Origin of the sequence: Sphingobacterium sp. UBA7253 (assembly GCF_002472745.1) — a bacterium.
Classification (GTDB): Bacteria; Bacteroidota; Bacteroidia; order Sphingobacteriales; family Sphingobacteriaceae; genus Sphingobacterium; species Sphingobacterium siyangense.
The window spans coordinates 8,075-16,579 of sequence record NZ_DKSP01000146.1 but is presented as its reverse complement, the minus strand read 5'-3'; the positions used below and the strand labels follow the sequence as shown (position 1 = coordinate 16,579).

Annotated in this window: 6 protein-coding genes; 2 read left to right on the top strand and 4 right to left on the bottom strand. The window is 42.7% G+C overall.

All coding sequences use genetic code 11. The features are described 5' to 3' along the window. Nucleotides 1–43: 43 nt before the first annotated feature. Together B2X72_RS15050 and B2X72_RS15045 are read right to left on the bottom strand one after the other, a co-directional pair. Nucleotides 44–2,146: a polysaccharide lyase 8 family protein gene (locus B2X72_RS15050; protein WP_286850330.1), complete on the bottom strand. Its 2,103-nt coding sequence runs from the start codon at nucleotides 2,144–2,146 to the stop codon at nucleotides 44–46. A gap of 20 nt (nucleotides 2,147–2,166) precedes the next feature. Next, nucleotides 2,167–3,576, bottom strand: coding sequence for a sulfatase-like hydrolase/transferase (locus B2X72_RS15045; protein ID WP_145328888.1), 1,410 nt, complete (start codon nucleotides 3,574–3,576; stop codon nucleotides 2,167–2,169). Nucleotides 3,577–3,686: 110 nt separating this feature from the next. On the opposite strand from B2X72_RS15045, the gene B2X72_RS15040 reads away from it, so the two are divergent. Both B2X72_RS15040 and B2X72_RS15035 read left to right on the top strand, forming a co-directional pair. Beyond that, entirely contained in the window at nucleotides 3,687–4,334 is a 648-nt protein-coding gene (locus B2X72_RS15040) for a hypothetical protein (RefSeq protein WP_286850328.1), read from the top strand. Between the two features lie 16 nt (nucleotides 4,335–4,350). Continuing rightward, on the top strand, nucleotides 4,351–5,433 hold the full coding sequence (locus tag B2X72_RS15035; RefSeq protein ID WP_088160204.1) for a Gfo/Idh/MocA family protein: 1,083 nt from the start codon (nucleotides 4,351–4,353) through the stop codon (nucleotides 5,431–5,433). A 109-nt stretch (nucleotides 5,434–5,542) separates the two neighbouring features. Here B2X72_RS15035 and B2X72_RS15030 read toward each other — a convergent pair whose 3' ends face one another. Together B2X72_RS15030 and B2X72_RS15025 are read right to left on the bottom strand one after the other, a co-directional pair. Beyond that, the gene (locus B2X72_RS15030) at nucleotides 5,543–6,787 is read right to left on the bottom strand and encodes a YdcF family protein (RefSeq protein ID WP_232475676.1); all 1,245 of its coding nucleotides are present in this window, start codon (nucleotides 6,785–6,787) and stop codon (nucleotides 5,543–5,545) included. Nucleotides 6,788–6,804: 17 nt separating this feature from the next. Beyond that, nucleotides 6,805–8,325 (bottom strand): RagB/SusD family nutrient uptake outer membrane protein, encoded by a 1,521-nt coding sequence (locus tag B2X72_RS15025; protein ID WP_088160203.1) that lies wholly within the window; start codon nucleotides 8,323–8,325, stop codon nucleotides 6,805–6,807. Nucleotides 8,326–8,505 lie beyond the last annotated feature (180 nt).

The following is an 8,505-nucleotide window of genomic DNA, read 5'->3' as shown; positions in this document are numbered from 1 at the left end:
ATCTCCCCTTTGTATTTTTATAAGCTTTCCAATTGAATCTGGATTATTTCTTCCCGATCGCGATTTGGTTACTTACAGTACTCCCTGCGTATTCGCCCTGTGGAAGCGAAACCTCCAGCGATTGATTTACACGAAGCTGTTTATTGACGAGTTGAACCTTCACTGTTTTGGCTCTTTGGAGTGGATCTGCAACATCAAGCTGCATGCTAGTTGTTTCGCGCATACTCAATTGTATGATAGCAGGTTGATCGAGCTTTATAGACCAATTGCCAACTTGGTACGTTCCTGCTTGATAACAAACAATTTGTAGAATCCGGCTCCCTTTATGCTCCACCGCCTGTATATCCGATGTATTCTGCCAAATTTTTAGCTGCTGCATTGCTTTTGTATCAACAGTTTTGGTACCAGGCACAACAATATAAGCATAGCTCGCATTGTTTGGAGCAACAGCATGATCAAACCAAAGCTTGAAGACCTTTCCATGTACAACATCTTTGGAACGGGAACGGTTGATCCGGTACCAGGAACCAACCTGATCTTTGGTTGTCAATCCAACATTCATAGCTGCTGGAAAATAATACAGAACATTGTTATGGGTTATAAAATCGCCTACTTTGACAGATCTCTGTACTGAATCGAGTGCAGACATTTCCTTTCCATTCCAGACAACGGGTCCATTCAGCCAGGTTTGGTTTAAGGTTGTTACCACAGCTTCTGGCGCAGCACAGTGAATCCCAGCCCCCAAACAAACAATTTCCCGATCGAAAAAGAACCAGGCTTTTTGAGCCCTGACCCCGTCGTACTGGACCGACATAGCTGAAGCCCCTGTCTTATCGTTGCTTACGCCGCCCGCAAAGTTATTTGCAGCAAGTGCTCCCCATTGTTCTTTCAATTCCAGGTCGCCTGGATAATCGCGTGTTGTCGTTCCAGGAATTTTATCCCACTCCCATACGGGCATAATATTATAATATTCGGGTCCAAATACCTGAATATTGGTCACACCATCAGACATATTGCGACCAAGAACGTTTTCTCCATTTCCAGACTCCGATTTATTGGTACGGCTACTGGCCAACCGAACATTAAAGTGGAATTGCTTACGCAGATGAGTCGTGTAGTCTCCTTTCCAGTAATGGCGGTGGACCTCGATATGCTCAGCGTCATAAGGCTGGACGCTATCTAGTTTTGCTAGCGCTTTGTTCCAAATGGTATTTTTGGCGGGATCAATCAACTTCATTTGTTGTAATATGGCCGTTTCCTGTGTTTTTTCCAAGATATTAGGGCGTGAGATCCCGCGACCATGTACATTAAAATCGATATAGCGCGAACGAATAATTGGCAGGTAGGTTGCTGTAAGAAAATGTTCAAAAAGGCCGAGTCTCTTCATGTCTACAGCATAAGGTGTCTCGCGCACATAGGCCATAACTTTTGAGATCCCCTTCAGAAATTCCTCCCCATAGCCTGCAATGTATAATTGAGGGCCATGTTGTAAGTAAGAGAAATCATATTGCAGTCCTTCCTTGCCATTCACGAGCTGTATCGGAAAAAGCAGCTGCTCCATCGCAGCAGCTAAAAGATTTTCATCTTCCAAGATCAATGCACGATAAAAATAGTGCATGGCAATATCACTTTTATTCGCCCCTGTTTTTGTGTAAGGATCGCCACGCTTCATCAGCTCAACAAGTGGAGTCTCTAGTGTAGTAGGAATTTTTTCCTTTCCAAATTTCATCAGGATAAGACAGACACCGATGGCTTTTGGCGAAGCGATCTCGTTATGCCACCAATTTGAAGACTCAAAACGATTATTTGCCCAATATTGTGCGGCAAGCAGGATTTTATCGTAAAGTGATTTTTCCTGATAAGATGCACTTTGTGGAGACACATAGGCAACAATAAGTGTCCTTAACCGATCCAAGTGCTCTCCCGGAGGCCAAAGCGATATTGACTTACTGCTGTAATCGATATCTGCCCAAGTACCGTCAGCACGCAGTTGATTACATAGGCTTAACGTTTTATCTGCATTTGGCAATGGGCCACTTAACTCATCATCGTATACATGCTTTTTAATACGCACAAACGTATCGCTGTTCTGCGCCTTTGCCATAACCAAGGCAAAGGACAATAAAAATAGGATTAGTCCTTTCATCTGTTTTTAGTATTCATTACTTAAGGATATTGTCGTTCTGCGGCTCGTCCGACGACTTCCATCCGGTGTTTCATCAGTTGATTTTGATCATTGTCCAATACAGAGCTTAGCCATTTTGGATTCTCCAGTCCCTTTTCCCATTCCTTCAGTTTATTCAGCATCTCCTTTACACGCTCAGGATACTTCGTGGCTAGATTATGCTGTTCCCGAAGGTCATCCCTAAGATTGAACAATAATATCGGATCATCTTTAACCACAATCAGTTTCCATTCTTTGTGTCGCACAGCACGTGCAATCCCTCGACGCCAGAATAAATAGTCGTGTCCATTTTTCACATCCTTATAGGAAGATAGCAAACTGATGCCATCGATTTGCTGCCCCTGGATGTTCTTCCCTTTTATTGCCTCGATGCTGGTGGGTAAGATATCCATTCCCGATACCATGGCATCTGATGTTATCCCTTTCGGTAGCTTGGCTGGCCATTGCATGATAAGGGGAACCCGGATTCCACCTTCCCATTTCGATCCCTTTAAACCACGCAATTGTCCATTGTCTGCGCCATTATTTGTTGCCGCTCCATTATCATTCATAAAAATGATTAAGGTGTTTTCATAAAGTCCTTCTTGCTTTAAATGTTCAACCAGACGTCCAATATTTTCATCCATATTATCCAGCATAGCCAAGTAAGCACGACGCAATGGATCAGCTACATTTTTATACTTATCAATAGTCTTCAGGGGCGCTTCGACAGGTGTATGCACTGCATTGAAAGCTAAATACATAAAAAAGGGCTGGCTTCGATACTGTTGAATATACGCAATTGCTTTATTGGTCAATGTTTCAGTCAAATAATGAATTGAGTCTTCGGGGACTATACGTCGATCGTCATAAAGCAGCTGCGTTGGCTTCACGGCACCATGGATTGGGAAGTAAGGCCGGTCACCACCGATAAAACCATAGAAATGGTCAAACCCACGTTTCAATGGATTAAATTGTGGACCATCCCCTTGATGCCATTTGCCAATCGCTACAGTTTTATAGCCGTTATACTTCATGAAGTCAGCAATGGTGGCTACCTGCGTATCCATTCCGATATCTTCAGGTGCGACACCCGCAGTGGGACGTTTCGAAATATTATGTTCAAAACCAAAGCGCTGCTGGTAGCGGCCAGAAAGTAAGCCCGCCCGAGAAGGAGCGCATACTGAAGCTGAGGCATAGGCCGACTGAAAACGTACGCCATTTTTCGCAAGTGCATCAATATTGGGGGTATAGACCTCCCTACCGCCGTAACAACCAAAATCATCATAACCTCCATCGTCGCTCAGGATGACAATAACGTTAGGATGTTGCTGTCCGAATACAGAAATCCCAAACCTAAAGAGTATATTCACAAGAGTTAATATACTATAGCAAGTAAATCGGTAGATCATAACATTAGATTTATCCTTAAATGTATCGTTAAATGTATAGGATTTTTTGTTAAAAAACCGCAAACGATTTCGTTAGGCTATTTTTAGACGATTAAAAATAAAGGTCAGAGATGAAAACAGATGAAAAAAAATTGGTCGGTACACTTGCTCATTTTTTGGTCAGTGATTCGGATGGCACTGCATTAAGCTCGTTTTTGTGTTCATTGACCTATCATCCCAGTACCATCAGAACCGAACTCGTTCAATTGTTGAACAAATGGCAAAACAAAGCAGCTGGAACAATATTTCCCGGGGAGGACCTCTGGACGGATTTTAAGCAACTTGTGGGAAGCAATCCCGATCTTGGCGTGGCTGTGGTTGATGGCTGTAGCATCAACGATATTGCAAGTTTTTACGAAGAAATCAATGCCGTCTACATGTCCAGCGAAAGCTGGAAGATAGGAAGCCTAGACGGCTTTGACGACCTGCTTTACGGTGGATTTGGGACCTTCAAAGACACTGCTTCACATTGCATTGTTTGGAAGGATATTGCACACAGCAGGACGTCATTGGGCGTTGAAACAACTTTGGCCTATTATCAAGGTAAACTTGGAGCAGAATCACCATTCAATCAAACGCATTTTCAAAAGAAACTAGATGAGCTAAAAGCTGGTCGTGGAGAAACCTATTTTGACATTGTTGCCGATATCATCCGATCGCACCGAAAAGTTACCTGGATTTACAAAGGGTATCCTCAGCACAAATCGGTATATTTATAATAACTAAACTTAACATATGAAGCATCTTATCCGCCTAGTTTTCCTGCTCCTATTCTTCCAACAAGTTGCACAGGCCAGTGAACGGCTTAGGGTTGCTGTTGCAGGGCTTAACCATGACCACGTATTCTTGCTTTTAAATTTATATAAGGATAAAAAAGTCGATATTATCGGTATTGCCGAACCGAATCAAACCTTATCAAACAAAATACGAACGCAGTATAATTTACCTGACGCAATCTTCTACCATGACTTACCCAGTTTATTGAAACATGTCAAGCCAGACGCGGTGCTGGCCTACAATCCAACCGATGAGCATATCCGCGTCGCAGAGACCTGTCTCCCGCTTAAGATCCCTGTAATGGTAGAGAAGCCTCTTGCTACGACTCTTTCTGACGCAAAACGTATTGCATTTTTGTCCAAACAGTTCGAAACACCCTTTTTGGTAAATTACGAAACGACCTGGTATAAAAGCAATCAACAACTGAAGCAGCTGGTCGACAAGGGTGAAATTGGAAAAATCACACGTATACTTGTAAAAGACGGGCACGAAGGACCTAAAGAAATCGGCTGTAGCAATTACTTCCTCGACTGGCTTACTGATCCGAAAAAAAATGGTGGCGGTGCAGTGATGGATTTTGGTTGTTATGGTGCCAATCTAATGACCTGGCTCAAAAAGGGAGAAAGGCCAATTTCAGTGACAGCCTTTACACAACAGCTCAAGCCTGAGGTTTATCCAAAAGTCGATGACAACGCTACCATTATACTAAGCTACCGTGACGGCAGCACGGGTATTATTCAAGCTTCCTGGGCTTGGCCATACAGTGTTAAAGATCTGCAGGTGTTTGGCACAAAAGCTCAGCTCTACGCCAAAAATGACAAAGAACTTCTAAAATACAAACAGCAGAATGATCCACCTACACATGTATCAACTGCGATCCCGTATTTTGAGAACCATATTGCCTATCTCGAACAGGTTCTGAAAGATGCCGTGCCACCAGAAAATGATCTCGGATCGATCAATAATAATGTCACTGTGGTCGAAATCCTGGAAGCGGCAAAACGCTCGGCTAAAGAAGGAAAGTCCATTATTTTAAAATAAAAAAGGTCCGTAGCTTGCAATGCTACGGACCTTTTTCATGCCTTCCCATAAGCCATAGACAAAGCCGATCCGCTCAGTTAATGGATTAGCAATTGGCCTACTTAGTCGGCTAGGGGTCTAATGGTTCATCAGGATCGATCGTATAGGCCTCTTCTTTTGCCTTGAACTCGATGATCACATCTGAAATTCGTTTACCCAATGTATAAGGAATATACCCCAATTCACGTATACAACGATCGCCCATTTTTTCCACCGCATCAATGTGCACTTTACTACTGTTAACGATGGCGTATTTATCTTTCGGAAAACCATAATTCAACAGGATACGTGCTGTATTACGCAAATTTGTGGTCGTATGTCTCGCATGTGGATCAATCAATATTGCAGCTTCAGGTACTCCCATAATCTCGATCAGATACTTTTTCATTTCTATTGCCTCAATAAAGCGAGTCTTATAGGGATGTACTTTACCGCCAGACAACACAATAAAAGGGGCCAATTTTTCAAAGTAGCTTCGGGCTGCCATTCGCGCACGTAGCATTCCACCAGGACTAATAGGCTGTCCATACACCTCGGGGCCTGCACCTAAGGTCAGCAACAGACTATAGGGATAGCTTGCGAAGTCGGTATTTTTGACCGCTTCGTAAGCTTTCTTGTTTTCGAGTTCAATCAGCGGTTCTAGTTGTGCCGCGTCCCATCGCTCATTAATTTCCAACAAGCGTACCGCAGTCATCATGGTCAAAAAAAATGCTGTTTTATGTGTTGGAATATCTTTGCGGACGTCTTGGCGAACATCGTCCAAAAGATGAAGGTAGGCCGCACGTTTTACATCGAAAGAGATTGAATCTATCTTGGGGTAATTGGGACTTTTACCTCCCCCATAGACGTCCACCACATAATTCATTGCCTTTAAATCCTGTTTCAAGGCTTTCGTAAAATAGGCCTTTGCCGTTTCATGATGCAACACACCATAGGTCATTGATGGAATAAGATTAGCCTGAACAAGCTGGTCCAATTTCTTGTTACGACCAATTTGCTCCGCCAACTGCTCTGCCAACAGGTCAATTTCGTTTTCCTGCCATTTGAAGGCATTCAAATAGCACGTGAGATCGGTACAACTGACGCTGTTGTTAAAACGTTCGAACCGTTTTTCCAATACCTGTGCTATCGGCTTGGAGCCCACGAGCTCCTGTATAAGGACAGGATCTTTTAAGAGCAAATAGGATGCATAATAATTCTTCTTGATCAGCCAATCCTGTGGTCCAACAGGTGTAGTATTTACTTGACCTTTGGAAATATGCAGGCAGCATATTCCAAAGACAAGTAATAAGATCTTTCTGATATTTTTTATCATATCTATTCCATTGCAGATTAATAACCAGGGTTTTGATACATACGTGTCGGATCCAGCTTATATTCATCAAAAGGAATTGGATAATATCGATCTTTTGTCGAGATATTGGAGATTTTAGCATTTCCATAATCAGCCTGGCTCTTCGTTTTGAAATAAGTCACCAGTTCTTGTGCATTATAATTACGGATCAAATCAAACCAACGTTGGTTTTCAAATGCCAGTTCTACACGGCGTTCATGCAATATGGCCTCCTTTAAGGTTGGATATTTACTGCGATAGGTAGTATTTAGCATTGAAGTAGCATACGAAGGCAATCCAGCACGTTCACGTACCTGATCCAAAAGCACGATAGCTTCCGCATCTTTACCCAAGTGATATTTTGCTTCTGCCAACAACAGCATCACATCTGCGTAACGGATCAAGATCCAGTCATTTCCACCCCAACCATTGGTACCGGCAGCGTCACTGTTATCTCTAAATTTGGTTACAAACCAATCGTTAACTTGCGTATTGGCGGCAAACTTTACCGAGAAGCCTTTTCGGATATCGTCTTGCTCGTAATCTTTAATCAAATCTAGTTTCGCAACTTCGCCAGCACCTGTAGAGTTATAGCGTGAGTTGATGGTCTCCCCTCTCGCCTGGTAATTACGGGCAATACTCGAGCTATAGTTTTGGTCACCTTGTTTGTACTGAATCTGAAAAACAAGTTCTTTACAGCTATTTTTCTTGGTCACATCGAAAACATCCGCATAGGGGATTTCGTTCAGTTTACCAAAAGTTCGCATTTGGTAGGCCGCATTAAGGTACTGTTCTGCCTTCGCAAAATTTTCTGCACTCCCCGACGTCTGCGTTGCTCCCAACGTTAAGTATACTTGTCCCAAAATTGCATTAATAGCCGATTTAGATGCTCTGCCAATGACGTAATCTTTCTGCGTATTGGGAAGATTGCTGGACAATGCCTCTGTCAAATCCTTAATGATCTGTTCGTACACAACCGACTCTTTTTGCCGAAAAGCTAATTCATTTGCTTGCTCTTTACTGGTCACCTGTACCGTAGATAATGGAATATCTCCGAATTTACGCACCATATGGAAATATAATAATGCACGAACGAATTTCGCTTCCGCAATATAACGTCCTTTTAATTCTGCACTTGTAAAGGTTACATCGTCGACATGTGACAGAACCACATTACAGCGGCTGATTGCCGCATACATAGCCGACCAATGCGTCTTTAGATAGGTATTACTTGGCAGCAACGAAAAGTCATTGAATTGGAATGGCTCCCCGGCGTTGGATTGGTTATCATTACGTCCACTATTATCCGAACGTTCCTCATTATACAATGTACTGGATTCTCCGATCGTACTTCCCGAACGAAGGGACTGGTAAAGACCGTTAACCGCCAAGAGCACATCATTTTCCGACTTGAAGTAATCATCGATCGTAACGGCGTTGGGATTTTTCTGATTTAAAAAATCTTTGGTACATGAAGACAATGCCAACAAAACAAAGGGTAATATATATCTTTTTTTCATCCTGTTATTTTTTTATTTTTCATCAGCCCACGGAACTGCAAAGAGCAGTCTGTAGGACTATTTTTACAATACTGGAGCTATTAACACGGGACTTTCCTTGATATTCCTACGCACAACAGCTCCTCGATCCTGCTATTAGAACGTTACTTTCACACCAAGGTTATATGATCGCGTCGTGTA

Excerpts from the sequence above, each read along its gene's own strand:
- B2X72_RS15035 (WP_088160204.1), top strand. The coding sequence starts at position 4,351 with ATGAAGCATCTTATCCGCCTAGTTTTCCTGCTCCTATTCTTCCAACAA.
- B2X72_RS15040 (WP_286850328.1), top strand. The coding sequence starts at position 3,687 with ATGAAAACAGATGAAAAAAAATTGGTCGGTACACTTGCTCATTTTTTG.
- B2X72_RS15025 (WP_088160203.1), bottom strand. The coding sequence starts at position 8,325 with ATGAAAAAAAGATATATATTACCCTTTGTTTTGTTGGCATTGTCTTCA.
- B2X72_RS15030 (WP_232475676.1), bottom strand. The coding sequence starts at position 6,787 with ATGATAAAAAATATCAGAAAGATCTTATTACTTGTCTTTGGAATATGC.
- B2X72_RS15050 (WP_286850330.1), bottom strand. The coding sequence starts at position 2,146 with ATGAAAGGACTAATCCTATTTTTATTGTCCTTTGCCTTGGTTATGGCA.
- B2X72_RS15045 (WP_145328888.1), bottom strand. The coding sequence starts at position 3,576 with ATGATCTACCGATTTACTTGCTATAGTATATTAACTCTTGTGAATATA.